Source organism: Magnetococcales bacterium, assembly GCA_015232395.1.
GTDB lineage: Bacteria > Pseudomonadota > Magnetococcia > Magnetococcales > JADFZT01 > JADFZT01.
The window spans coordinates 1-24,838 of record JADFZT010000044.1 but is presented as its reverse complement, the minus strand read 5'-3'; the positions used below and the strand labels follow the sequence as shown (position 1 = coordinate 24,838).

Sequence of the window (24,838 nt, the reverse complement as noted above, 5' to 3'; positions counted from 1 at the left end):
TTTTTTTGGTGGCCCCTGCCCTTGTGGAGGAGCCATTTTTCGGGAGTAGTTTAACGATGACCCATATTGCCCGTCTTTTCTGGTTGTTGGCAGCCTTGACGGTCTCGGGACTGCTTGTGTGGTCCACCCAGCGCTATCTGGAAGCACGAGAGCAGGGTTTGGAGGCGACGGAGAGAATTTCTCAGCTGAATCGACGCCTGATGGAGGTGCAAATGGCAGCTCGGGAGGGTGCGGCCTTTCAGAAACAGCTCAAGCAGGTCGAGGCGTTCCAGACAGAGGCGGAAAAACAGCATCTGAAGGAAGACCAATGGATCCGCTATGAAACCAGCCTGGTTGAAGGCTCTGTGGATGGCCCTCAACTGATGGCTTACCTGAAAGCCTTCGACAACCACGAAAATTATTATTTCCAACCCCAATCCCTCACCCTGACAGGTGGAGATTTTCAAAGCCCGGCCAATCCCAAAAGCACCCCGGCCAACACACCGTCGGCAGAGGTGACACTCTCTTTCAAGGGTGCCTTTTTCGTTCGGAAACAGCCATGAAGAAGCCTGCCAAAAAACAGGTTATCGAGCTGGATGGCAAGGCCTACCTCATCGAGGGAGATCAGGCGACGGTTGTTGATCCGGTAAACTGGCCCAAGGGGGATCACTGGATCGTCAGCGACCTGGGAGGGGCGGAACCCCGGGTGCAGGATGTCGCCACCCCCGCCAAATATGCTGTAGCCATCGTCCAGCGCCAGTTGCGGGAAAACGGTCACTTTACAGCCCCGCCAAAGGTCTTGCCCCACTGGTGCCAAAATACCGGGGCTGACTCCTCCCGCCTCTATTTTTCCGCTGTTGATTCCAAAACCTTTCAGGGCTATTTCACCCGCCTGGCCGATCAGGCGGATCAGCCGTTGCTATTCCCCATGAATGGCTTGCTGCTGGCTACCCAGCGTGGTTATGGCCAGGGCTGTGTCGCTGTATTTCTCCTCCATGGTCGATTTTTGGAGCTGCTGGTTGGCGAGGGCCATCGGCTGTGGACGGCCCGACGGCTGACGGTCTATTCCCAGGATCGATCCGCCATGGCCGGGCTGGCCGACTCCCTGGCCAATGAGTTGCGTTCCATTGAGGGGGAGCACAATCTCAAAATAAGCCAGGTCGTAGGTCTGCTTTGGGGAGTGGAGGCAGGGGAGAAAAAGGATCCCGGGTTGCCACAATCAGAGGCCGCCAATCAAGCCACATCCCCCGCCAGCACCGAACCCCCTGCCCTGGTTGGTGGGAAGAATCTCTCCTCCCGTCAGTGGCCGCTTTTTCCCGCTTGGTTGGATGATCTGGAGCAACGCCTGCAACGGCCCGTCACCCTGCCACCGGTGAGCATCTATGGGTTGGCTGATGGTGGGCGTCTCGTCACCTCCCTTCCGGATCAGCTCCGCTCCCTGAAAGTGGCCGACGCCCTCAACCCCTTGCTGGATAAACTCCTCTATCGGGCCCATCGCCTGCTGCCCCTGGCCACTATTATTACAGCCGTTGCTGCGGGAATGGTGTTCATGCTGACTATTTCAAGCCAACATGAAACAGACCGTCAGGAACAGATCGCCGAAGATCTCATCCAGCAAATCCGTCAGGAGATGCCCACCGCACCAAAGGGATTTTCCGCCACCGGGCTGGGGGATCAGATCCGCTTTGGCAAAACGCTGCTTGATCTGCAACAAAAAAGACAATTTGCCCAGGTGCTGGCTGATCTGACCAACATCCAGAGTGCTCCGTTGCACCTTGATCGGGTCAATCTACAATATGAATATGGCACCAAAGGCGGGCTCACCGTGACTCTGAATGGTCGCTTCGAGGCTCCTTTCGAAGCGGCTACGGCGGCTCATCAGGCGTATATGGCCGAGTTGGAAAAGCGGGGTTATCAGTTGCTGGATGGCCATTTTGAGGGATCTCTGGAGCAGGTGGTGTTTTCGATGAAACTGAGGGCTGGGGATAACAAATGATCCGATATGTAAGCGGTATCGGCTTGCTGGTGGTGGCGGTGGGCTTGCTGGGGTCACTCTATCTGGCCACCCCCCATCTCACCGGCCCGGGGGTGGTTTATCCTCCTCCCCTGGAAGGGTTGGAGGTGCCGCGAATTCCTAAAATTTTCCCACGCCATCTTTCTGATATCGCCCGCTTGCAACCTCAGTTGGCGGCGTTTGGGAGTCCGGAAAGCGGGCTCAATGGTTGGGCTGGAGATCAGATTGGCTGGCAGGCGCTGGCTCTTTTTCCAGATCAAGGATTAGAGGCTGACTCAGGTGAAATGCCAGAGATCCCCTCACCGGATTCAAAAGCCTTCCAACCATCATCCGGGATGGAACATTAAAAAATTGGCCACACCCTGTCCGTTTCAGGAAAGTGCTTTCTGATCGCTGCAAAGGGAAAAGCGCTATCACCAGGTACCCCACCGACCTTTGGGGGATGATTGGTCATTTGGAGGCAGCAGATGTCCCAGGAAAAAAAGCGCAAACCCATCGGGGAGTTGCTGCGAGAAAAAAATCTTATCAACGAGGGGCACATCCAGATCAGCCTCCAGGAGCAGCAGGTCACCTCCGAACGACTGGGTGAAGCGCTGCAACGTTTGGGGTTTGTCAGCGAATTTGATGTGGGCACCACCATCGCCCAGCAGGAGGGGCGCACCTTCATCGATGTCGATCAGGTGGTGCCCGAAGAGGCCACACTGCGGCTTTTTAACGAAAACCTCTGCCTGTCCAACCATTTTTTGCCCATGAACCACACCTCGAAGGAAGTGGAAATAGTCACTTCCAGCGACGAAGTGGATCAACTGGAAACCCTCATCACCCGCAATACCGGGCTCAGGCCCATTTTTAACCAGGGGGAGAGTGACAAAATCCATAACATGGTGCGTCACTACTATTTTTTTCTGGAAAATCCGGTTGATCAACTCCTGCAACAGGAGATCCGGATTCTCTCCACCGATGTAGCAGGCACCCGGTCGGTGGATAAATTTATCGAATATCTCTTTCAGCTGGCCATCAAGGAGCGGGCTTCGGACATTCATGTTCGGCCTCTGGAGCGTTCCATCAACATCGCCTTTCGGGTGGATGGGGTGGTGCGGTCGATGTTTTCGGTCCATCCCAGCTTTCGTCGGATCATTTCGACCTTGAAGATGAAGGCCGAAATGAACATTGCCGAAAAAAGGCTTCCCCAGGATGGCAGCTTTACCGAAATGATCATGAACAACCGGGTCGATTTTCGGGTATCGACCACGGTTTGCATTCATGGGGAAAACATGGTGCTGCGGGTGCTGCCCAACCAGACCAGCGTGCTGGGGATCAGCCAGTTGGGGCTGTTTGAGGAAGATCTCCAAGCTGTCCGTTCCATCTTTCAGGAACCCTTTGGATTGGTATTGGTGACCGGTCCCACCGGTTCCGGCAAGACCACCACCCTTTTTTCGGTACTGCGCTCCCTGGATCTGACCGACAGCAACGTCATCACCGTGGAAGATCCCATTGAATTTCGCCTGCCCCTGGTGCGCCAAACCCAGGTCAATGCCAAGGCGGGCTACGACTTTGCCAATGCCGTCCGTTATTTTTTGCGCCACGATCCCGATATCATCATGGTGGGTGAGGTGCGGGACAAACTGACGGCGGAGGTGGCCATGTCCGCCTCGGAAACAGGCCATCTGGTGCTCTCCACCCTGCACACCAACACCGCTCTGGGTGCCCTGCCCCGCCTGCGTTCCCTGGATGTTCCTCCCTTCATGCTGGCCGACTCCCTGGTGGCCATTCTTTGCCAGCGTCTGGTGCGGCGCAACTGTAGCGTCTGCCGGGAAAGCTATCCCCCCACACCGGAGGATCTGGCCTATCTGAAGGATCACACCATCGACAAGCTCTATCGGGGAAAAGGCTGCAAGGTTTGCGGCCAGAGCGGCTTTTTTGGGCGGACGGTGATCTATGAGCTGTTTATCCCGGATCAGGCGTTGACCAACTGTATCTATCGGGATGAACCTCTGGATGTGATTGAATCCATGGCGCGCAAAAAGGGATTTTTCAATCTTTTCGAGTGCGCCGTCAAAAAGGTCAAATGCGGTGAAACCACCTTGAGCGAAGTGCGGCGGGTGTTGGGGGCCTCCTATGCGGGTACCAGCGTCTCCGGCCAGAGCGCTGCCAGGGAGAGTCAAAGCACTTCCTTACAGGCCAGCAGTCACTCCCCCACGACTCAAGAGCGTTCCTGATCGTGGCGACCTATTTTCGATACAAGGTGCTGACTGCCCAAGGGCGTATTGTCGGCGGCATCAAAAAATTTTCCCATGATGACCAACTGGCCACCATGGATACCCTGGAGCGCTCTGGAGCCACGGTGATCTACTCGGAACCGGTTCCAGCCCTGCTCGGGGGGCTGTTCAGCTTTGGGCAGCGGCTGATTCGGGGGTCGGTGGGGCGTCTGGAGCTGGCCGAAGGGTTGGGCAACATGTCGGTGATGCTTGAGGCGGGAATGTCTCTGCGAGCGGTGGTGCATGAATCCATGGTGGTGAGCGAAAACAAGGCGCTCTCCCATGCAGGGCAGGCGGTTTTGGGAGATGTGGAAAATGGCCTGACCCTGGCAGAGTCCGCCGCATTGAATCGGGATGCTTTTCCGGAGCTGGTCACCCACCTGATGCGCATTGGTGAGGAGACCGGGCGTCTGGAGAAGACCGTGGGGGATGCCGCCGAACATCTCAAGCGGATGGACGCCATCATCGGGGAGACCAAACGGGCTTTGGTGATGCCCGCTTTCACCCTGGCGGCGATTCTGGGGGCGATGATTTTTTGGCTCTATATGGTGGTGCCCCAAATGCGGGCGCTATTTAAAAGCTTTAATGTGGCGCTGCCTCCACTGACCCAGGGGGTGATTGCGGCGGCTACTTTTCTGGAGCACAATCTCATCCCCATCCTGGTGGCGCTCTTTGTGATCCCTCTGGGGCTTTCCATGTTGATCAAGGCCAATCGGCGGGTGCGCTATCAGTTTCATAAACTGATCTATCATCTGCCCATTGTCGGCCCCCTGGTGCAGCTCTCCTCTTTGGCTTTCATCTCGGAATATATCAGCCTGATGAGCCGGGCCGGTCTCGACATGATGCGGGCGCTGGAGATCATGTTCGACATCGTGCCCAATGAACTCTATCGGGAAAAGATCGGTGAAATCCGCAACAGCATCACCCGGGGATTGACCTTGAAGGAAAGCTTTGGTCAGACGGGGGTATTTCCTTCTTTTGTGGTCCATATGATCGGGGTGGGTGAGCAGAGCGGTCACCTTGAAAATCAGCTGAAATATATTGCCGACGAATACAAGCGTCGTCTGAACAATGCTGTCGATTCCTTGGGAAAATTGATCGAACCGGTATCGATTCTTTTGGGGGGCGGTTTTTTTGCGCTTCTGGCTGCCTCCATGTTTTTGCCCATCTACAACATGATCGGTGATCTGTTTTAGGGTGGGACGCTTTTTTATCTCTTTCCAGGTTGAAAACAATGGGGTGGCTGGAGCTTGGGATCATGAACCGTCGGCAGCGTGACACACCGTACAAAAGGAGCCACAGAGAGAACCCGCACAGGGGGTTTTCCCTGATTGAGCTTTCTGTGGTGATGCTGGTGATTGGTATCCTGGTCTCTCTGGGGTTGAGCAGGATCGGCCCGGCTGTGATCAAAGCCAAAACCGCTGAGGCGGAGCAGGTGGTGGCGGCTGCTCTCCTGGGGGTGGTGGGGTATGCCGCTGAGAATGAACGCTTGCCTGATGTCGTCGGCACTGGGACCACCGGGTTTGATGCCATCGTGCCCCGGGCCGATGATCCCTTCAACCGCCCTCTTCTCTATGTGGTGGACAATTCCATTCTCACATCGACCCACTCCCTGTGTGATGAAAATGGCACCAGCACCGGGTTTGAGGTGGCCTTGTGTGATGATGATGCCTGCTCCACCACCACCACGGTCACAGAGATCGCCTTTATGATCTGGAGTGTTGGAGCCGATGCCACACAGCAGCTGCGTTCCGTAGGCAGCACCCGCCTCTCTGACCCTGATGTCACCACCACCATCGATCTCATCACCAGGGCCGATGGTGGTGATGTCGCTGATTTTTCTCCCCCTCAAATCACCGTTCCCAGGCCGGGTGATACCCGGTTGGTGGAGGGGGGATTGCCCTTTGATGATATCGTGCGCTGGGTGACCCTGGGGGAGTTGAAACAAAAAATTGGTTGTGGCGCGGGGGGAATGGGCACCCCTCTGAAGATCGTCAATACTTCGCTTCCCGCCGGAAAGGTATCGAGCCCCTATCGCGCTACGCTGCTGGGAGATGGGGGGATCGTCGCCACCACCGGTCAATATCGCTGGTGTTATGAGGTGACCGGTATCCTGGGCGGGGTTGATCTCTATCTGGATGCTGCCCTCACTCAACCATTGGCACCCTCTGGGGATTGTGGGGAGGTGGCTGAGGAAGATTGGGGCCGGAGTGATGCTGGCAATCCCAGCCATCTCTACCTGGATGACAACGGCAGCGCCATCACGGCACGATCCGGCACCTATCTTTACCGGATATTTTTGCGGGACGAAGGGGATCCCGGTACCACCACTGGGGTCAATGGCGGGGACCGTATTGTGGTCAAAAGTTTCGTAATTACAGTAGATCCTTAACGCCTTTCCCGGTTATTTTTCCAGATGGAGTGCCAAGTCAAGATCATATCTTTCGAGGGGAAATGATATCTGGCCCCCATCTTTCGTTGAAATGGTTTAGAATCAAAGTGGGAGGGATGATTCAATCATCGTATAGACCGCAAAGGCGAATGGCTCACGACTGGCAGGGGTGGAGGTGAACGATGAATCCTTTCGAACCAGGAAAAGATTTTCCACCGAGTCGCGCTTCCGGATTTGGCTTTCTCTGGGTGATCGTGGCCCTGGTGGTGGTGGGTTCCATCCTGGCGAGTCTGGGTACCCTGGTGAGCAAAGGCCAGGTGGTGATAGTCAAAGCCAAGCAGGGGAGAGAAGCGGTCGAGGCTGCAGTGGATGCGGTGGTGGGTTATGGGGAAGCCAACGGCCATTTGCCCGGAGCGGGAGAGGCGTTTTTGGCCACACTTCCCAACCACAAGGATAGCTGGGATCAAGCGCTTCTTTATCTCTACGATAGCCAAGCCGCCACTTCGGATGAGATCTCCATCTGTTCTCGAACCTCCACCTCTCTCGCTATCACCGGTACCCGGAGCATCCGTGATGTCGCCTTCATTATTTTGAGCGGTGGCAACAACTATAATATTCAAACAGCCAACAGCAGCGCTGACAGTCACTGGGGAGGGGCGGTCTCCACCCCCACCACCGTCACCCTCTCCCCCAAAGGCGAACTCGCAGACCATTATCGTGGCCACGATGACCCGGGGGGAGCTTCAGTCCGGTTGGAACCTTACGACGATATCGTTCAATGGGTTACCTTGCCGGAGTTGCAGGCCCGCATCGATTGCGCCAACAGCCAGGCCTCAGCCCCCCTGCAAATTTTAAACACCCGGCTTCCCGCTGGCGAGGAAGGGAAAGCCTATCCTGTGGCCCATATTTATGCCGAAGGCGGGGTGCCTTTTGAGTCGGATAAATATGCCTGGTGTTACACGGGCTCCCTCCCCGATCACCTCCATCTATCGGTCTCAGCCAACTGTGGCAGCGATGCAGACAAGACCCTGGCTCCCTATGCTTTGGTGAGGGGTCGAATGGATTGTAACAGTGGCCAAAATGCCCCCTATCCCATCACCTTTCATGTGACGGACGCCAGTGGCAATACCCGCTCCAAAACCCTGAAGCTGGAGGTGGCCGCCTCCCCTGGTCAGTGTGGAGCGGATCAGTTGAATTGACTGGGAATGGATGGTAGGGCATAAGAGATCATCCGCTAACGGGGGGGATACTCTGTCAGGATGCAGGTGATGTGGTCACCTTGGGCTTGAGCAAATCGGGAGATGCTCGCCTGTCATTAAGTCAAACAGGAAAAAGTCATGAATAAGACGGATATACTGTTCGATATTGGCATTATGTTGGCCATATTATTGATCGCAGAAATGGTGTCGAATATTTTTCCAGGAAAAGTCAAATCGGATGAGATTAAAAAAGGCAATATTCAGATTGTTGAAAAAAAGAGAAACCTACAGCGTGTTGTCAAGACGATCTATATCTTCTGTCTGACGCTGTTTGTGCATGTTGATTTTTTGCTTTTGGAGGGGCTGGGTTTAGACGTTTTTTCCAAAAAAATTATTCAAATCGAGGGTCAACTCAGTGAGTTTTGGTTGCTGTTTTGGGCCAGTGCATTGTTGATCAACACCATCGAATATGGTGTTCGGCATTCAGCTCACCTGCGGGGCAATCCGGTTCCCAACCTGCTGTTCACCATTTTGCGATGGCTGGCCATGGTGGCTGCGGGAATCGCCATCGGGCAAACTGTTTTTGCCTGGCATCCCGCTTCGCTGCTCGCTTCGGGGGCGATGTTTTCCGTGGTTTTGAGCATGGCCCTTAAATCCACGTTGAGCGATCTGTTGGCAGGGATCTCCCTCAACATGGTTCACTCTGTGGTGCCCTCCCAATGGATCATGCTGCCTTCATCGCAATTTCCCGATGGGGTGTTGGCCGGAGAGGTGATCGCCACCAACTGGCGGGAGACCCGGATTCGCTCCACAGCCGGTCATGTCTATGTGGTGGCCAACTCCAAGCTGGCCGCAGCCAGCATGCACAACATGAGCTGGCCCAATCCTGTTCGTCGTCACGCCATCCACTTTTATATTTCCAACCAGTATCATCCCGATCAGGTGATTGAGGCGTTGCTGGCCACCACTGTGGACAATCCCAAAATATTGCATGACCCCAAAGCTCCCGAGGTGCTGATTGCCAACTATCTTGAGCTTAGCATCCAGTTTACCCTGCGTTTTTGGAGTGAGACTTTTTACGACAAGGCAGGGCTCGAATCAGGGCTTCGCCGCAAGGCCTGGGATGAACTGGCCAAACGGGATATCAAACTGCCCATCGTCTCCCATGTGCAGTACCACCAGGAGGCCCCCCATTCATGAGTGAGATGGAAATTCCCCTCTTTCCCTTGGGCTCGGAACTTAAGACCGGCCAGCGGCTCTCCTTGCGTATTTTTGAGCCCCGTTATCTGGAGATGATCAAGCGGGTGGCTGGAAAAGAGGAAGCTTTCGGAATTGTGCGTATTTTATCCGGCCATGAGGTGGGCGAGACCCCAACGGTGGTTTCCCATGCCACCCTGGCCACCATTGTCGATTTTGACACCCTTCCCGATGGTCTGCTTGGTATTACGGTTTTAGGGGAGCGCCCCATCCGTATCCATCGCACCTGGGTTCAAGCGGATGGCCTGATGATGGCTCTTGTCTCTCCCCTACCCCCAAGGAATCAATCGATGTCCAGAGAAACTCATTCAGAAGATGCCGGTCCCATGGATTATCAGGTGGCCGAAGGGTTGGGTGTGCCGGTGGCGGAGTATGTCCAGGCCCTGCTTGGCAAACGGGTCCAGACCGAGCGCCTGGAGGCGGGCACCATCGTCAACGGTATCAAGCTCGCAAAGACCCGGGTGATCTTCCGCTATCAGGGCCGATCCACCTATATCGAACTGGATGAATAGTGGCTTCCTTGACCACCTCCCCGCCTTTTGGATGAGCCCTGACTGACTTGTCACCGCCAGCCTCTGGCAGAGCCTTGCCTGTATGACCGGCAGGGCGGCTTTTTTTGAGCCGTTTTTGCCCTTTTATTGATGGTTTCTCATCCATTTTAACCTTGGCAAATCTTTTACAAATCCAATACCCGTTTTCCAATCATTTTAGGGGAATCATGAATTGATGTTCTGATAAGCGGGGATTATGATGGGTGGGCTCTGGTCTGGCTTTTGGGTGCCTGATTGGCAGGCCTTGCTTGGCTTTGGAATGGAATCCCCCTCCCCCGGGTTTGAGCTGTTTGGGAGGTGTGAAAAAGGTGGCATGATATGGTTTTTAAATACCCGGCAGGCAAGCGCCTGCTCCAGGCATCAGCCCCTCTGATTTTGATTTTGTTGGTGGGGGTGGTGAGCAGTGTTACCGTCTATTTGGTTCAGCGCAATAATGGCTGGGTGCGACACACCGGTCAGGTCATTCAACAAGGGGGCAAGGTTGAAAAGCTGGTAATTGATATGGAAACGGCCCTGCGCGGTTTCCTGTTGACCGGCAAAGAACATTTTTTGGAACCTTACCACCAGGCCAACAATCAAATCGACAACTCCCTCCGTCACCTGACAGAACTGGTCAGCGACAACCCTTCCCAGCAACAACAGGCTCTCGAAATAAAAAAACTCATCCATGATTGGCAGGAACAGGCGGCCATTCCCGGGATTGAAGCCCGTCGCCAGGTGAGTGTGAGCCAGGTGGATGCGAATTTTTTGCAACACTTGTTGCTCAAAAAAACCGGGAAAAACATCCTCGATGGCATCCGTCTCCAGCTGGACCGTATCGATCAGACCTTTGAGAAGCTTTCCGACCAATGGGGCCGTTTGCTGACCCTCCGGGTAGCCAAGGCCATGGTGGATATGGAGACCGGTGAGCGGGGCTTCCTGGTGACGGGGGATGAGGCGTTTTTGGAACCCTATCACCATGGACGGGATAAGCTGGATTCATTTCTACTCGCCTTGAGAGACCATGCCGAAAGGCAAAACCTACCCATGGAATTTCTTGGGCTGATCGAAGTGCTGTTCCAGGAGACAAAACGGTGGATCAATCAGGCCGCCACCCCGGAAATTAAGGCCCGTCGGGAGATGAACCGAAGTCAAAAGTCCATTGAGGATATCCTCACGATGGTCGAATCGGAAATGGGCAAGCAGCGGATGGACACCTTTCGAAAAAAAATGACCCAATTTATCGATGTTGAACGCCAACTCTACCGAACGCGCAGTCGACGAACCGAACGGGTTGGAGAGGTCGGCTTGGCCTACACCCTGCTGAGTGCTTTTTTGGCTGGGCTGCTGGGATTTTTTATGCTCCGAAAAACCGCAGGGAGATGACGGATGACCCCTTTTATGGCCTGTCGGCCCAGGATGTTGAACGGGCGAAGTTGTTGGCGATTTTGGTTGCCGATGGTGATTGTCATCATGATCGTCACCCCTGTGCAGGCTGCGGAAATTTCCACTTCCGAAGTCTATTTCCAGGCCCAGCGTATTGTGCGTGAGATTAAGCTACTTCACGAGCACTTCCATATTCCCGTCCAATTGACCCGGCCCGAGCCCTTCAAAGCGGCATTGCATCCTCGCCAAGTGTGGCAAAAGTCCTATTTTATTTTGGTCAAGCTCAACGTGTTTCGAGCCAAAAATGCGCTTCCAGCCATTCCCCCCAGCGCCATGGAGCCGGTTCTTCATTTGGATCCGGCCCTGGTCTATGAACAGACCCAGCGGGTGCTGACGGAAATTGCGATCATCAAAAAACGTCTCGATATCGAGGGGTCAATTGAAGAACCAACTCTTGTGATCGGCAAACGGCCCATTGATGCATTCAATAAATTGCATGAAGCATCCCTGGCGATGGAGGTGTTGAATGAGGAGGTGATCAGTCCCTCCCACGTTTTTGCAGAGGTAATGCGTATTTTTGAGGATGTTTCCACTGTTTTGGCGCGCCTGAACCTGGAAGACACCTCTTTCCCCCCGGCCAAGTTGGCAGCGGTAAAACCGAAAAAATCTCTTATAGCCACCTTTGATCTGATGCAGGAAATCCAACGCCTGCAAAGGGATCTGGGCATTCCCCGTACTGATTTTTCAGCCTTCCATAAAAAGAGTGGAGTCGCACCTGACGATGTGTTCAACATGGTGGGGATGTCTCTGGCCGAGTTGCAGACCATCAAGGCGTCGTTGGAGTTGACCCGCACCATCACGCCACCGGCTCGGATTCATGAGGCCAAAACCCCTGCTGAAGTCCATCAACTCCTGCAATGGATCATCCGCAAACTGCGTTTGATTCAGCAACTGCGATAGGGAGGCCACACCATGAGTGAATCGGGTGTTGACCGCCGTCAAACGGGTTTTTTGTTGAGTCGGATGGGGGTGCGGGCCAAACTCTCCCTGCTATTCTATTCCATCGTGTTTTTTTCCCTGTCAGCGGTGGGCTACTACGGCTACATCAACGCCAGTGATGCCTATCTCAGCAAGGCCAAGGGGTTGGTCTCCGAACGAACCCGTGATGTAGCGAATTATATTGAAGGATATCTCCTGGGGGTTCCCTACGATCTACAGTTTATTTCCCACCACCATGCCCTCAACCAATTTCTCTACTGGCAGGATCTGGGAGTGATGGACAAGGGACAACATTGGAAATCAGTCACTCTGGATACCGTGCGTTCATTTTTGGCAGCCCACGACGACTATTACAAAATCAGTTTTTTGGATCAGGAGGGGCAGGAGCAGATCAAAATTCGCTACGACCATCGCAGTGGCCAGGTAAACTCTGAAAGCGGCCTTGACCTTCAGGGCAACGCCCATGCCGATTATTTTCGAGAGACATTTGCTTTGGATAAGGGGGGGCTTTTTGTCTCACAATTGGATCTGAATACCGAATTTGGCAAGATCGAAAAGCCTTTTGTCCCGGTGATCCGCTATGCTCAGCCGGTGGTGGGGGACAACAATGTCAAATATGGCGTGGCGGTGATCAATGTTTTGGCTGACCATCTGCTCGATTTTGTGCGGAAGGCCAATCAGGATGAAAACAGTGACTATTTTTTGATATCTCAAAAAGGGGACTATTTTCTCCACCCCGATCCAGGCCGCTCCTGGGGACATCTGATCGGTCATCCCAACAATTTTCAGGATGATTTTCCGGAGATCTTTGACCGCCTTCAGAAGGATCGGGGGACGTTGGTTTGGCAGGGAAATGTGATCAGCTTTCATCGCATTTATCCCAACACCGCCGACCGGGAGCACTATTGGTATCTGGTAGGGATGGTGAAGGAGGCCGGGGTGTTGGGGCAGCTGGACACCTTTGTCACCGTTTTTTTTACCATCCTGGCCATCACCATTCTGGTCGTGGTCGTAGCCAGCCGTGTGGCCATTGGCCAGATTCTGGAACCCCTGGCCGCCATTACCCGGCAGTTGGAGCATCTGGGTGAAGGGGAAATTTCCCGAGAGGCGATCGTCTACCGCCATGCCGATGAAATCGGTCGCATGCTCTCCTCCACCCAACGGTTGATGTTCAATATGGAAGCCCTCTCCCAGCAGGTGAATACCATCTCCTCCGGGGACTATTCCCAACGGGTGAAAGTGCTCTCGGAAAAAGATTTGTTGGGCCATGCCATCAACAACATGACAGCAACCCTGGAAGAAAACCAGCGGGTGGGTCGCCGACAGGATTGGCTCAACAGCGGTCTGACCCAGCTTTCCCAGCAACTCTCCGGTGACCTGAAACTAAATGAACTGGCTGCACGATCTACGGCCTTTATCTGCCGTTATGTCATGGCCGGGCATGGGGCTTTTTTTGTTCTGGAGCATGACCGGGAGGAAGCGAAGTCCCTGGTTCTCATAGGCAGCTTTATGTTTACCGATCGGGATGCCCTCCATAGCCGTTTTGCCTTGGGCGAAGGGGCCGTTGGTCAGGTGGCTCTGGAAAAACAGCCGATTTTGCTCAAAAACATCAAACGGGATCAAGCACTGCTCACCACCGGCACGGTGGAAACCCCACCACTGAACACCTACACCCTGCCCCTCCTGTATGAGGGTGAGGTGCATGGGGTGCTGGAGGTGGCTTCTCCGGAACTTTTTAGCGATAACAAACGCCGTTTTTTGGATGAAGCCATGAATGTGGTGGCGGCTTATCTCTATTCCGCTCTGCAAAGAGACCGTATCACCAATCTTCTGAAAACGTCAGAGGAGGCGTTTAAACAGGCCGAAGAGCAGAGCCGTGTGCTTCAGGAAACCAATGCCCAGATGGAGGAGCAACAGCAGCAGCTGCAACAGCAGACCGAAGAGTTGCAGCAGACCAATGCCCAGATGGAGGAGCAGCAACAGCAGCTGCAACAGCAGACCGAAGAGTTGCAACAGGCCAATGCCCAGATGGAGGAACAGCGGCAACAGGTGGAACAGCAATCCGAAGAGTTACGCCGCAACAACGCCACCCTGCGCAAATCCCAGGAAGAGATCAACATCCGTGCCCAGCAGCTGGAGGAGGCCAACCGCTACAAGTCCGACTTTTTGGCCAACATGTCCCATGAGTTGCGTACCCCCCTGAATGCCATCATCGTCATTTCCAGGATGATGAGTAAAAACGAGGATGGCAAGCTGGATGAAGAGACCATCAAACGCGCCCAGGTGGTACATAACGCTGGCAACGATCTGCTGCGGCTCATCAGCGATATTCTGGATCTCTCCAAGATCGAAGCCGGTCGCATGGAGATTCATCTGGAGCGTTTTTCCACTGAGGATCTGGCTGGAGAGATGCAGGGACTGTTCGCCGATGGCGCCCAGGAAAAAAAGCTCGATTGGGTGGTGCAAAATGACTATCAGGGCGAAATTACCAGTGATCGCCACAAACTTGTCCAGGTGTTGCGCAACCTTCTCTCCAACGCTTTCAAGTTTACCCATCAAGGGCAGGTGACATTGGCTTTTCAAGCCAGTGGCATCCCCAAACGGCCTCTGAATATTTCGGTTTCCGATACCGGTATCGGTATTCCCAAAAACGATCTGGAACAGATTTTCGAGGCCTTTCGTCAGGTGGATGGTTCCATCTCCCGGGAGTATGGTGGAACAGGCCTGGGGCTCTCCATTACCAAAAAATTTGTTGAGCTGCTGGACGGGGTGATTGAGGTGCAGAGCAAGGAAGGAAGAGGCAGCACCTTCACGCTGCTCCTGCCTGAGCAGCCAGCATCCAGTCAGGACACCTTCTCCCCGTTACGGCAAGCGTCAGGTGTGAAACTTTCCCAGTCCCAGCCTCAGTCCCAGCCTCACCCTTTGCCACAGCCCCAGCCTACCCAGCCTCTGGAACAGCATCATTCCCCTCCTCCATCGGAAGATGAGGAAGGGTCGATTCTGGTGATTGATGACGATCCCCTTTTTCAGGAAAACATCGCCTCCATCAATCGTTTCAACAGCCGCAACACCTTGTCAGCTCTGAGTGGAGAAGCTGGACTTGCCATGGCCAAGCTACATCGTCCGGCAGGCATTATTCTTGATCTGGGACTGCCGGATATGCCGGGTGAGGAGGTGTTGGAGCGTCTTAAGACCGATTCCAAACTGAAATCAATTCCGGTCTATATCATTTCCGCCCGGGACAAGGATCAGGCCCTGTTGGACCAGAAGGGGGTCATTGGATTTTTGCAAAAACCGGTCACTGAAAGGCAGATTGAGAGTGCGGAAACAGCCCTGTTGCAGGCCGTGGGCGTGGGGTACAAAAATTTTCTGATCCTCGAAGGCCCAGCCCTGAAGAAGGGTTTGGTGGCTGAAAAGGTGGATTCCTCCGACAGCTCTCTGATAGCTGTGGACAGTGCCCAGGAAGGGTTGGATTGGGCTGAAAAGGAGAGTTTCGATCTGGTTTTGACCGATCACGACCTGGCCGACATGGATTGCCTCGAATTTTGTGAAAAATTGCAAAACCGGCAACCCAACATTCCGATCATTATCTACTGTAGTTCCAAGTTGGATGAAGAGCGCCTCTTACGGCTACGCCACTTTACCGATAGTGTCATCCAAGATGCCCCTCAGGCCGGTCAGCGGGTTTTTCGGGATATCGAACGCTTTTTGGCTGCTGCAACCTCTGATGGGGAGCCTCGGCCCGGCACCCTGGCTCTGGATGGCAACAGAAGTCTCAACGGACGGCATGTTTTGATCGTTGACGACGACCCACGCAACCTTTTTGTCTTGACCTCCTCCCTGGAACAGAACGGTGCCCGGGTGACCCAGGCCCTCAATGGCCGCAAAGCCCTTGTACAGCTCGAAAAGGAGCCTGTCGATCTGATTTTCATGGATATCATGATGCCGGAGATGAACGGCTACGAAGCGATCCAGGCGATTCGCCAAAAATCCACTCTCAAGGGGGTGCCCATTATCGCCCTGACTGCCAAAGCCCTTAAGGAGGATCGCCAAAAATGCCTGGCGGCAGGAGCGGATGACTATCTTTCCAAGCCGGTGGATTATGAAGTGTTGTTGAACATGGCCATGGCCTGGATCGAGAAGCGTTCGTGAGTGTCGCCATTCATGAAAGTAGCGGCGTTCGGCGCATTAATGTCCTGGGAGAGGTGCAGGGTGAGGTCGAGAACAGGTTGCTCAACGCTCTAGCAGAGCCAACCCCTCTACCGGTCGAAGTCTCCTTTTACGATGCATCGATGGTCACGGCGGAAACGATCCTGGCCCTCAATGCCCTCGTAAATCGGGATAAAGCGGCCAAAATCGTCATTTTTCACCCAAAGCTTTGCCACTATTTCCATCAACTGGGATTGGTCTGCCAGCAGAAAAGTCTGGTCCGGGAGCCCGCCCGGGTGGAAAAAATCAAGGCGTTGGCTCTGGGGGGCTCCGCCGACAGTCTGGACAAAATTCTCAACATCATCGAACGACTTCCCCTGGGCCAGGTGGCGGTTTTTATCGTTCAGCACATATCCGAAGAACGCCTCAATATGCTGGATGATTTGCTGCGCACCAAGACGCAATACGCCCTCCTCATGCCCCACCACATGACCCCCGTCAAGCCGGGGACTATCTATATCGCCCCTCCCGGACACCATATGCGGGTCCATCACGATCAAGTCTATCTGACCCGAGACCGGAAACAGGATTATGCCAGGCCTGCTATCGGTGTTTTGTTCGAATCCCTGGCCCGGGAGTATGGTCCCCACCTGGTGGTTGCACTTTTGTGCGGCTATGGTCGGGATGGGGTTGATGCTTTGAAGGTGGTTCGGAAAATGAAGGGGTTGGCCCTGGTGGAGAACAGTGAGGAGTGTCAAGCGGCCACCTTGGTGGAGCAGGCCGTGATCTCTGAACAGTTCGATCTGATCGCCTCCTGGCGGGAAATTGCGGCTCTATTTGCCGCAGCGGCCCAACCCCAGATACCGGTGGATGAGATCCGAATGGGTTTTTTGCTGGAGGCTGTCGAAGCCCGTTATGGCTATGCCTTTCAACACTATGCCAAAGGTACCCTCAAGCGGCGTATCACCAAAGTGATGGCAGAGACCGGCCACAGCTCGTTCTATACCTTTCAAAAGGCGCTTTTGGTCCAGCCCAGTAGCTTTGAGCAGCTCTTCCTGGAGTTGTCCATCGGTGTAACGGCCTTTTTTCGGAACCCCAGGCAGCTTCACTATCTCCGCAACCAGACACTCCCCTATCTGGAAACATTTCCCCATATTCGTATTTGGATAGCCGGATGTGCCACGGGTGAGACTGCCTACTCCCTGGCCATATTGCTGGAAGAGGCCGGGTTGTTGGAAAAAAGCCGGATTTATGCGACTGATATCAACCCACTTTTTTTGCAACAAGCCCGAAACGGATTATATGGCGTACAGGATTTGGAAAAAATACGCTACAATTATACACTCAGTGGCGGAACCGGCTCTTTTGACGATTATGTGGTCCATCACGGTCGTTTTTTCGCCATGGCACCCCGTTTTCAGGAAAATATTCTTTTTTATCAACACTCCCTGGTGAGCGGCGGGGTGTTCAATGAATTTCAGTTGATCCTTTGCAGTAACGTCATTATCTATTTTAACCACGCCTTGCAGGCCGGGGTGATGGCGCTTTTTTCCCGCTCATTGCACCGGGGCGGTTTTTTGGTGCTGGGACGTAAAGAGGGGATCACCACCGGTAAGGGGGAACGTTTTTTTGAGGCGGAAGAGCCCCAAATGAAGGTTTTTCGCTGGAAACACACCAAGGAGCCAGAAGTTTGAAAGAAGCGTTTCATATTCTGATCGTTGACGACAGCGCAGCCAATCGCTTTACCTTGCAGGCGTTGCTCCAGCGTGAGGACTCCTTTGCCATTTTAGAGGCGGATTCGGGAGAGCAGGCCTTGGCGCTCACCGTCGAGCACCGGGTGGATCTGATTTTGCTGGATGTCCAGATGCCGGGCCTTGATGGCTATGAAACCGCCCGTCACCTGAAAATGGCGACAAATACCCGGGATATTCCCATTATTTTCATCACCGCTGTTTTCAAATCCGAAGAGTTTGCCCGTCGTGGCTATGCCGTGGGGGCAGTGGATTATCTCACCAAACCCATCGACGACAACCTGCTGCTCAATCGCATTCGACTTTATATCAAGCTCATCAACCGTGAGCGCCATCTACGTCAAGCCATGGCAGAACTGCAGGAGAAGGATCGTTCTCTTCGAAGCGTCAATAAAGCCCTGGAGTTGCAGCTTCGTGAGCGGACTGTGGAGCTGAACCAGGCCAGTGATGCCATTATTTCCGCCGATGAGAAGGGGAATGTCACCTTTTGGAATCAAGGGGCAGAGCGGACTTTTCGCTATCTGGAAAATGAGATTTTAGGCCAGCCTTTGACCCTGTTGGTGCCCGAGCGATACCGTGAGGCCCACCTGAATGGTATCAAACAGGTGATCGCCACCGGACATCTGGGGCTTTCAGGAAAAGTGGTGGAGTTGAGTGGATTGCGAAAGGGAGGGGTGGAGTTTCCCCTGGAGGTCTCCCTCTCTTCCGGGGTGGCCGATGGCCGTCGGCGTTTTTCTGCTGTGATCCGGGATATTACCGACCGCAAAAGGATGGAAGATCAACTGCGTGAAGCCAAGGAAGCTGCTGAGAGAGCCAATCAATCCAAAAGCACTTTTTTGGCCACCATGTCCCATGAAATTCGGACCCCCTTGAATGCCATTTTGGGCATGACGGAATTGTTGAAGGAGGTTCACCTTTCGGAGAGTCATGGCTGGTATGTGGATACCCTTAGCCGTTCCGGTGAGGCGCTTTTAACCCTGATTAACGATATTCTCGATCTTTCCCGGATCGAAGCCAATCAGTTGACTCTGGAAATGACGCCATTTGATCTGGTGCAGTCGATTCAGGAGGTGATCGAACTGTTCACCTTTTCGGCTCTGGAAAAGAAGATCACATTGAGCCACCAGTTGGATGAAGGCGTTCCCTCCTGGGTGCAGGGGGATCCAACCCGATTGCGTCAGGTGCTGCTGAATCTCGTTGGCAATGCAGTCAAATTTACCTCAACCGGAGAGGTTTCCATTGGGGTGGCCTGTGGTGTGGGGGATCAGCTGCTTTTTACAGTGGTCGATACCGGACCGGGCATTCCCAAGGAAAAGCAGACTGAAATTTTTGACTCTTTCACCCAGGCTGATCCTTCCACCACCCGCAATCACGGTGGCAGCGGCCTGGGTCTCACCATCTGTCGACGTCTGGTCAAATTGATGGGGGGGGAGATCAGTCTGGAAAGCGAGCCTGGGCAAGGCAGCTGTTTTACGGTGATGCTGACCCTGCCTCGGGTATCAGAGGATGCCATTCCAAAGGGTGAAAATGCCACCCTGAGCGCCAACGGTTCCGCACCCATTTTTAAGCCTGCCCCCTTCCCCTCCTCCCCATCTCCGGTTGCTTCCGGGGGTGTGGATGGGCATACCTCCCCCTTGCCCAAAGCGACCATCCTGTTGGTGGATGATTCTGAGGATAACCGACTTTTGGTCCAGGCCTTTTTGCAAAAAAGCCCGTATCAATTGGTCATGGCTGAAAATGGCGCTGAAGCTGTTGCTTCATTTAAAAGCGAACGTTTCGATCTGGTATTGATGGATATTCAGATGCCGGTCATCGACGGCTATGAGGCCACCCGCCAAATCCGCGCCTGGGAGTCCACCCACCAAGCTGACCCCACCCCGATCATCGCCTTGACCGCCCACGCATTGGCCGAAGAGTCAGAGCAGATCAAAGCCGCAGGCTGTGATCTGCATCTGACAAAACCGATCAAGAAAAAACGCCTACTCAATGTGCTTGAACAATTTTTGCACGGATGATAGTGGTTCTGTTTGAAAGCTGGAGATGCTTTCCTGAATCGGTAGCACCCTCATCCCTTGATTTTTTGTTTATTGAAACAGCAAACCACCATGACTGCCAGCAGCGGCCCCCAGCACGGTGAGCAGGCTCAAGGTCAGCAAAACCCAGTGCATGGTCTGAATCCGGCGAAAAGTTTTTTCTGGATTTTTGGCCGCCTGTTCCAAAAACCAGTCGTGGAGAAACAGCGGCTCCAGGACAAAAAGCATCAAGGTAAAAACAAACCAGATGGCTATCATGGCGGTCATCCACCAATAGCCAGTCTCACCCAACAAGCTCCAAAGCTCCATCCGAAACATCATGTAAAAACCGGAAAGCCCCGTGATCAGGGTGGTCAAACGGGCCTGCCAGGCGAACCGTTTTTCCACCTGCTCGAAAAAAGGCACCCGCTCCTGGGGAGATTTAAACCGGGAGACCACCGGCAGCAGTACCGTGGTGACCATAGCCACCCCACCAATCCACAACACAACGCCGATCAGGTGAATCCCTCTGGCAATGGTCAACTCATCCATGGGTTCCATCTCTCCTACTCATTGATCCATTTACACGCTTCAGGTGCCATCCACCGGTCCATCCCAAACGAGTCCCCCACGCATCATCTGGCCGATGAGGGAAAACTCAGGTGTTCCTCTATTCTGAAACAATCCAGGATATTGGGTTCCATGATGGCGACCGAATGAAAGGCCATTTTTGGGTGACGCATCAGGCCACTTTCGCCACGACAGGATAAACACGGGACAAAATGTGTGTGATCCCTTGATTTTTTGTGGTTTTTCATCTTGGATGGAGCTTTTCTTTGACCGACAGATCCCGTACATAATCTACTGACCAATATGGATAAAGGTGAAACAATGATCAAGGTGGGAATCATTGGCGGCTCAGGCCTCGACAACCCGGACATTCTGCAAAATCCAACGGAAGAAGCCGTAGATACGCCCTACGGCAAGCCCTCTTCACCTCTGACCTGTGGTCGTATCGGCGGGGTAGAGGTGGCGATTTTGGCCCGACACGGCCACAACCATTCCATATCCCCTTCCAAGGTCAACTTTCGGGCTAACATCCACGCCCTGGAGGCCTACGGCTGCACCCATATTCTGGCAGCCACCGCCGTCGGCTCCCTGCGCCAGGAGATCGCCCCCGGCCACTTGGTCTTTCCATCTCAGTTTATCGATTTTACCCGCAAGCGGGAGACCACCTTTTTTGACCAGGATGTAGTGGTGCATACGCCTATGGCCGACCCCTTCTGCCCCAACCTGCGCAAACTCTATGGGGAGGTCGCTACAGAACTGGGTATCCCCCACCACCACGACAAAACCGTCATCACCATCGAAGGCCCCCGCTTTTCCACCCGGGCCGAAAGCCACATGTTCCGCAGCTGGAACGCCGACATCATCAACATGAGCACCGTTCCGGAAGTGACCCTGGCCCGGGAGAAAAAAATCCACTACGCCTCCGCCGCCATGTCCACCGACTATGATTGCTGGCTTGAGGAGGAAGAGCCGGTGACCTGGGAGATGATCAAGGCCACCATGCAAAAAAATGCCGATAGCGTCATTCAGCTCTTTTTGAATGCCATCCCCCGTATTCAGACCTATGATGATCTTTGCCAGGGATGATCTTTGCCAGCGATGATCTTTGCCAGTGATGATCTGGCTGGATTGTGAATCGTTGATCATGCCCCCTCTGGTTGGAGCTGGATCAAAAATCTAAACTGGCCAACTTAAGCTGGAAGATGCATCACCCCAAAAACCGAACCCGCGCTGTTTTCAGGAGAGCGATATGCCGTCCATCAAGGAACTCATCCGCACCATCCCGGACTATCCCAAAAAAGGGATCATGTTTCGGGACATCACCACTCTCATCAAGGATCCTGTCGGCTTTCGCAAGATGATCGACAGCCTGACACACCGCTATATGACCGGGGAGACCCCCATTGATGTGGTCGCAGGCATTGAGGCTCGTGGGTTTATCATTGGCGGGGCGTTGGCCTACACCCTGGGCCTGGGTTTTATTCCCATCCGCAAGGCGGGCAAGCTACCTGGAGAGGTGGTCCAACAAGAGTATGATCTGGAATATGGTACCGACAAGATTGAGGTCCACAAGGATGCCATCAAACCGGGGGATAGGGTATTGCTGGTGGATGATCTGATCGCTACCGGCGGCACGGCTACGGCTGCGGCCATCCTGATCGAAAATCTGGGTGGCACGGTGGCGGAGATCGCCTTTATGGTCAACCTGCCCGACGTTGGGGGAGAAAAAAAGCTGGGTGAGGCGGGCTATAAGATGTTCACCCTGGTGGAGTTCGAAGGGGATTGAACCCCTTGACCAATCCGTCAACCGTTCCCTTGAGGCCACCTGGCCATCCCGTTGAAATCAGGAGCCACCATGAGTTTTTTTGAAGTTGCCGTCTGGAAAAATGACAAACTGCGCATGCTCGATCAACGCATTTTGCCCCACACCGAAGCCTATATTGACTACAGCAGCGCCGTCGAAACAGCCCAGGGCATCCGGGACATGGTGGTTCGTGGGGCTCCTGCCATCGGCTGTGCTACAGCCTTCGGGGTAGCAGTAGAAGCTTTCCGAATTGCCGCCAACGGCACACCGGCTTCCTGGCCCGAAGCGATGGCCCCCGGCATGAAAGCCCTGGAAGAGAGCCGACCCACAGCGGTCAATCTGCGCTGGTCCCTGGAACGCATGGCGCCCCTGCTCACTTCCACCCCTGCCGATCAAGTGCCTGCACGTCTTCTGGAAGAGGCGCAGTTGATTCTCAAGGAGGATCACCAGGCGTGTCGGGATATGGGCAAAAATGGCGCCTCGGTGCTTCCGGAAAAGTCAGGCCCCCTCACCATCATGACCCACTGCAATGCCGGAGCACTGGCCACCGGTGGCGTCTATGGTACGGCTCTCGGTGTGATTCGGGGAGCGGTGGATGCGGGCCGGGATGTGAAAGTCATCGCTTGCGAAACCCGTCCCTTCCTGCAAGGGGCCCGCCTGACCTCCTGGGAGCTTTTGAAAGACAACATCGACACCACCCTGATTACCGATAATATGGCCGGTCACCTCATGAGCAAGGGGTTGATCGATGTGGTGGTGGTGGGCTCGGATCGGGTGGCTGCCAATGGTGACGCCGCCAATAAAATCGGCACCTATAGCCATGCAGTTTTGGCCCGGCGTCATCAGATTCCCTTCATGGTGGCCGCTCCCCTCTCCACCATCGACCGCAAGGCCCCGGATGGCTCCCACATTCCCATTGAGGAGCGCCCTGAAGAAGAGGTCACCCATTGTGGTGGCAAGCGGGTGGCAGCGGATGGCGTCGGGGTGCGCAATCCCGCTTTTGATGTCACCCCCAAGGAGCTGATCAACTATTTTGCCACGGAAAAAGGGGTGGTGCGGGAGCCCAACACCGCTCGGGTCGCAGCACTCTTCGAGGTTTGATCGATAACCCGGCTCTCATACCCGTTTTATTTCAAAAAATGGGTATGAGAGCCGGGGGGGAAAGCAGAACAAATCAAAATCGAGGGGAAAAATTCGTTCAAACCCCGTCTTTAGATGAATGGTTTAGGATCTGGGTTGGAAGCCGAATTCATCGCACAGGAGTGGAGAGGGGAAAGGGAAGAGTAAAGAGATAAACCGACCCTTTCCAAACAGATCGTCAAACCATCCTCCAACTTCCAACTCCTCAACCCAATATCAGCGCCCCAATCGCAAAGAGATCAATCACCAGCAGCGCTACCGGCACCTCGTTCCACTTTCCCACCACCCATTTCAGCAAGGTCCAGCTTAAAAACCCCCAGATGATTCCCTGGGTGATGGAGTAGGTGGTGGGTATGAGAAAAATGGCCAAAAAAGCAGGGATGGCATCATCGTGATTTTCCCAATGGATCAAGCGGATGGGACGAATCATGAAGAGCCCCACCATCACCAATGCCGGAGCCGTGGCAATGGCTGGCACCATGGAAAGGAGGGGGGATAAAAACAGAAACGGCAAAAAAGCCAACCCTGCCACCACCGCTGTCAAACCCGTGCGCCCCCCCTCCCGAATACCCGCAGCCGATTCGATATAGCTGGTGCCGGAGCTGGTGCCGAGGAGCCCGGAAATAGCGGTGGAAAAGCCATCCACAATCAAGGATTCACGCATATTGCGGGGATGACCCTCCTCATCCTTAAGTCCCCCCACTTCAGCCACCCCGACAAAGGTGGAGAGGGAATCAAACATATCGGTAAACAGAAAGACAAAAATGACCGGCCAAAGGGCAAGAGAGAGGGAGCCCACCAGATCCAACTGGAAAATAAGATCAAAATTAGGGGATGCCAAAAGGCCTTGCCACTGCACCAAACTCTCACTTCCCCACCACCGCCCCAAAGGTATCGCTGCCAGGGTGGTAAAAAGAATCCCGCCGATGAGCGCTCCCCGCACCTGCTTCGCCACCAAAATCACCGTTACAGCCAGACCTGCCAGAAAGGTGAGGGTGGTTGGATCCAGGGGGCCTCGGCCAATGATGGTGGCTGGATTCGAGATAATAAAACCGGCATTGGTAAAACCGATCAGAGTGATGAAAAGACCGATACCAGCGGCGACTGCACAGCGAATCTGGTTGGGAATGGCCTCGACGATCCAGGTGCGGATATTGAACAGGGAGAGAAGCAGAAAGATTACTCCAGACCAGAAGACTGCCCCCAAAGCAGTAGCCCAAGGCACCCCCATACCCAGGACGATGGAATAAGTGAAAAAAGCGTTGATACCCATGCCAGGAGCCACAACGATGGGATTGTTGGCGTAGATTCCCATGGCGATGGAGCTGATGGTGAAGGAGATGCCGGCTTGATGAAACACCTTGGCATAACCCATCAAAGACATGATGTGGGGCTCAG

General features: G+C 54.1%; 19 protein-coding genes. 17 read left to right on the top strand and 2 right to left on the bottom strand.

Annotated features, from left to right (window positions below; genetic code table 11):
- The first annotated feature begins 56 nt into the window (after positions 1 to 56).
- From HQL52_12665 to HQL52_12600, 14 genes are all read left to right on the top strand, one after another.
- Positions 57 to 542, top strand: coding sequence for a hypothetical protein (locus tag HQL52_12665; GenBank protein MBF0370298.1), 486 nt, complete (start codon positions 57 to 59; stop codon positions 540 to 542).
- Positions 539 to 1,975: a hypothetical protein gene (locus tag HQL52_12660; protein MBF0370297.1), complete on the top strand. Its 1,437-nt coding sequence runs from the start codon at positions 539 to 541 to the stop codon at positions 1,973 to 1,975. Before HQL52_12665 ends, HQL52_12660 begins: the two co-directional genes overlap by 4 nt.
- The gene (locus HQL52_12655) at positions 1,972 to 2,340 is read left to right on the top strand and encodes a hypothetical protein (protein MBF0370296.1); all 369 of its coding nucleotides are present in this window, start codon (positions 1,972 to 1,974) and stop codon (positions 2,338 to 2,340) included. Before HQL52_12660 ends, HQL52_12655 begins: the two co-directional genes overlap by 4 nt.
- A 120-nt stretch (positions 2,341 to 2,460) precedes the next feature.
- Positions 2,461 to 4,212, top strand: a complete 1,752-nt coding sequence (locus tag HQL52_12650; GenBank protein MBF0370295.1) for a type II/IV secretion system protein — start codon at positions 2,461 to 2,463, stop codon at positions 4,210 to 4,212.
- Positions 4,213 to 4,214: 2 nt separating this feature from the next.
- A complete protein-coding gene (locus HQL52_12645) occupies positions 4,215 to 5,447 on the top strand; it encodes a type II secretion system F family protein (protein MBF0370294.1) in 1,233 nt (410 codons plus the stop codon).
- A 149-nt stretch (positions 5,448 to 5,596) separates the two neighbouring features.
- Entirely contained in the window at positions 5,597 to 6,643 is a 1,047-nt protein-coding gene (locus HQL52_12640) for a hypothetical protein (protein MBF0370293.1), read from the top strand.
- Between the two features lie 182 nt (positions 6,644 to 6,825).
- Complete coding sequence (locus HQL52_12635) at positions 6,826 to 7,842, top strand: hypothetical protein (GenBank protein ID MBF0370292.1); 1,017 nt, start codon at positions 6,826 to 6,828, stop codon at positions 7,840 to 7,842.
- Positions 7,843 to 7,980: 138 nt separating this feature from the next.
- On the top strand, positions 7,981 to 9,042 hold the full coding sequence (locus tag HQL52_12630) for a mechanosensitive ion channel family protein (GenBank protein ID MBF0370291.1): 1,062 nt from the start codon (positions 7,981 to 7,983) through the stop codon (positions 9,040 to 9,042).
- Entirely contained in the window at positions 9,039 to 9,611 is a 573-nt protein-coding gene (locus HQL52_12625; GenBank protein ID MBF0370290.1) for an LON peptidase substrate-binding domain-containing protein, read from the top strand. Before HQL52_12630 ends, HQL52_12625 begins: the two co-directional genes overlap by 4 nt.
- Before the next feature lie 357 nt (positions 9,612 to 9,968).
- Positions 9,969 to 11,015, top strand: coding sequence for a CHASE3 domain-containing protein (locus HQL52_12620; protein MBF0370289.1), 1,047 nt, complete (start codon positions 9,969 to 9,971; stop codon positions 11,013 to 11,015).
- Positions 11,016 to 11,102: 87 nt separating this feature from the next.
- Positions 11,103 to 11,975: a hypothetical protein gene (locus HQL52_12615; GenBank protein MBF0370288.1), complete on the top strand. Its 873-nt coding sequence runs from the start codon at positions 11,103 to 11,105 to the stop codon at positions 11,973 to 11,975.
- 12 nt (positions 11,976 to 11,987) lie between these two features.
- Positions 11,988 to 16,166, top strand: a complete 4,179-nt coding sequence (locus HQL52_12610; GenBank protein MBF0370287.1) for a response regulator — start codon at positions 11,988 to 11,990, stop codon at positions 16,164 to 16,166.
- Complete coding sequence (locus HQL52_12605) at positions 16,163 to 17,857, top strand: hypothetical protein (protein MBF0370286.1); 1,695 nt, start codon at positions 16,163 to 16,165, stop codon at positions 17,855 to 17,857. The genes HQL52_12610 and HQL52_12605 overlap by 4 nt, the downstream gene beginning before the upstream one ends.
- Positions 17,854 to 19,929: a response regulator gene (locus HQL52_12600; GenBank protein MBF0370285.1), complete on the top strand. Its 2,076-nt coding sequence runs from the start codon at positions 17,854 to 17,856 to the stop codon at positions 19,927 to 19,929. Before HQL52_12605 ends, HQL52_12600 begins: the two co-directional genes overlap by 4 nt.
- A gap of 69 nt (positions 19,930 to 19,998) precedes the next feature.
- On the opposite strand, the gene HQL52_12595 is transcribed toward HQL52_12600, so the two are convergent.
- Positions 19,999 to 20,478 (bottom strand): hypothetical protein, encoded by a 480-nt coding sequence (locus HQL52_12595; protein MBF0370284.1) that lies wholly within the window; start codon positions 20,476 to 20,478, stop codon positions 19,999 to 20,001.
- 339 nt (positions 20,479 to 20,817) lie between these two features.
- Here HQL52_12595 and mtnP point away from each other — a divergent pair, with 339 nt between their 5' ends.
- From mtnP to mtnA, 3 genes are all read left to right on the top strand, one after another.
- Positions 20,818 to 21,582, top strand: a complete 765-nt coding sequence (gene mtnP / locus HQL52_12590; GenBank protein ID MBF0370283.1) for an S-methyl-5'-thioadenosine phosphorylase — start codon at positions 20,818 to 20,820, stop codon at positions 21,580 to 21,582.
- Between the two features lie 163 nt (positions 21,583 to 21,745).
- A complete protein-coding gene (locus HQL52_12585; protein MBF0370282.1) occupies positions 21,746 to 22,282 on the top strand; it encodes an adenine phosphoribosyltransferase in 537 nt (178 codons plus the stop codon).
- A gap of 69 nt (positions 22,283 to 22,351) precedes the next feature.
- A complete protein-coding gene (gene mtnA / locus HQL52_12580) occupies positions 22,352 to 23,401 on the top strand; it encodes an S-methyl-5-thioribose-1-phosphate isomerase (protein MBF0370281.1) in 1,050 nt (349 codons plus the stop codon).
- A gap of 244 nt (positions 23,402 to 23,645) precedes the next feature.
- Here mtnA and HQL52_12575 read toward each other — a convergent pair whose 3' ends face one another.
- Positions 23,646 to 24,815 (bottom strand): NCS2 family permease, encoded by a 1,170-nt coding sequence (locus tag HQL52_12575; GenBank protein MBF0370280.1) that lies wholly within the window; start codon positions 24,813 to 24,815, stop codon positions 23,646 to 23,648.
- Positions 24,816 to 24,838: the final 23 nt, after the last annotated feature.

Coding starts and splice junctions, on each gene's coding strand:
- HQL52_12630 (MBF0370291.1), top strand. CDS start 7,981: ATGAATAAGACGGATATACTGTTCGATATTGGCATTATGTTGGCCATA.
- mtnP (MBF0370283.1), top strand. CDS start 20,818: ATGATCAAGGTGGGAATCATTGGCGGCTCAGGCCTCGACAACCCGGAC.
- HQL52_12595 (MBF0370284.1), bottom strand. CDS start 20,478: ATGGATGAGTTGACCATTGCCAGAGGGATTCACCTGATCGGCGTTGTG.
- HQL52_12625 (MBF0370290.1), top strand. CDS start 9,039: ATGAGTGAGATGGAAATTCCCCTCTTTCCCTTGGGCTCGGAACTTAAG.
- HQL52_12585 (MBF0370282.1), top strand. CDS start 21,746: ATGCCGTCCATCAAGGAACTCATCCGCACCATCCCGGACTATCCCAAA.
- HQL52_12660 (MBF0370297.1), top strand. CDS start 539: ATGAAGAAGCCTGCCAAAAAACAGGTTATCGAGCTGGATGGCAAGGCC.
- HQL52_12635 (MBF0370292.1), top strand. CDS start 6,826: ATGAATCCTTTCGAACCAGGAAAAGATTTTCCACCGAGTCGCGCTTCC.
- HQL52_12665 (MBF0370298.1), top strand. CDS start 57: ATGACCCATATTGCCCGTCTTTTCTGGTTGTTGGCAGCCTTGACGGTC.
- HQL52_12610 (MBF0370287.1), top strand. CDS start 11,988: ATGAGTGAATCGGGTGTTGACCGCCGTCAAACGGGTTTTTTGTTGAGT.
- mtnA (MBF0370281.1), top strand. CDS start 22,352: ATGAGTTTTTTTGAAGTTGCCGTCTGGAAAAATGACAAACTGCGCATG.
- HQL52_12655 (MBF0370296.1), top strand. CDS start 1,972: ATGATCCGATATGTAAGCGGTATCGGCTTGCTGGTGGTGGCGGTGGGC.
- HQL52_12575 (MBF0370280.1), bottom strand. CDS start 24,815: ATGGGTTATGCCAAGGTGTTTCATCAAGCCGGCATCTCCTTCACCATC.
- HQL52_12650 (MBF0370295.1), top strand. CDS start 2,461: ATGTCCCAGGAAAAAAAGCGCAAACCCATCGGGGAGTTGCTGCGAGAA.
- HQL52_12620 (MBF0370289.1), top strand. CDS start 9,969: ATGGTTTTTAAATACCCGGCAGGCAAGCGCCTGCTCCAGGCATCAGCC.
- HQL52_12615 (MBF0370288.1), top strand. CDS start 11,103: ATGATCGTCACCCCTGTGCAGGCTGCGGAAATTTCCACTTCCGAAGTC.